Here is a 334-nt window from a genome sequence, read left to right on the forward strand (position 1 = left end):
TATTTAAGGTATTGTTGTATAAATACACGGACCAGCAGGATGTGATAGTGGGTGTGCCGGTAGCCGGCAGGGAATACCCCGGGCTGGAAGAACAGATCGGATTCTTTGTAAATACGCTGGCGATCCGTACAATATTGTCAGGGGAAGAAAGTTTCAGCAAACTGTCCGTCCGTATGCAGGAAGGCTTGCTGGAAGCGTATCAATACCAGGATTATCCTTTTGACCAGCTGGTAGATGCGCTGAAGCTGGACCGTGACGACACTCATGCTCCTTTGTTTGATGTGATGTTCAGTAGTTTTCCTGCAGCCGGTTTCCCATCGGCAGATACCGCTGA

At 49.1% G+C, this 334-nt stretch carries 1 protein-coding gene; it reads left to right on the top strand.

Translation table 11 applies throughout. The annotated features are described in order from the left end of the window. A partial coding sequence (locus tag ICL07_RS32185; protein ID WP_188092171.1) for a condensation domain-containing protein occupies window positions 1–334 on the top strand: 334 nt, incomplete at both ends.

Origin of the sequence: Chitinophaga qingshengii, assembly GCF_014529935.1 — a bacterium.
GTDB classification, from domain to species: Bacteria; Bacteroidota; Bacteroidia; order Chitinophagales; family Chitinophagaceae; genus Chitinophaga; species Chitinophaga qingshengii.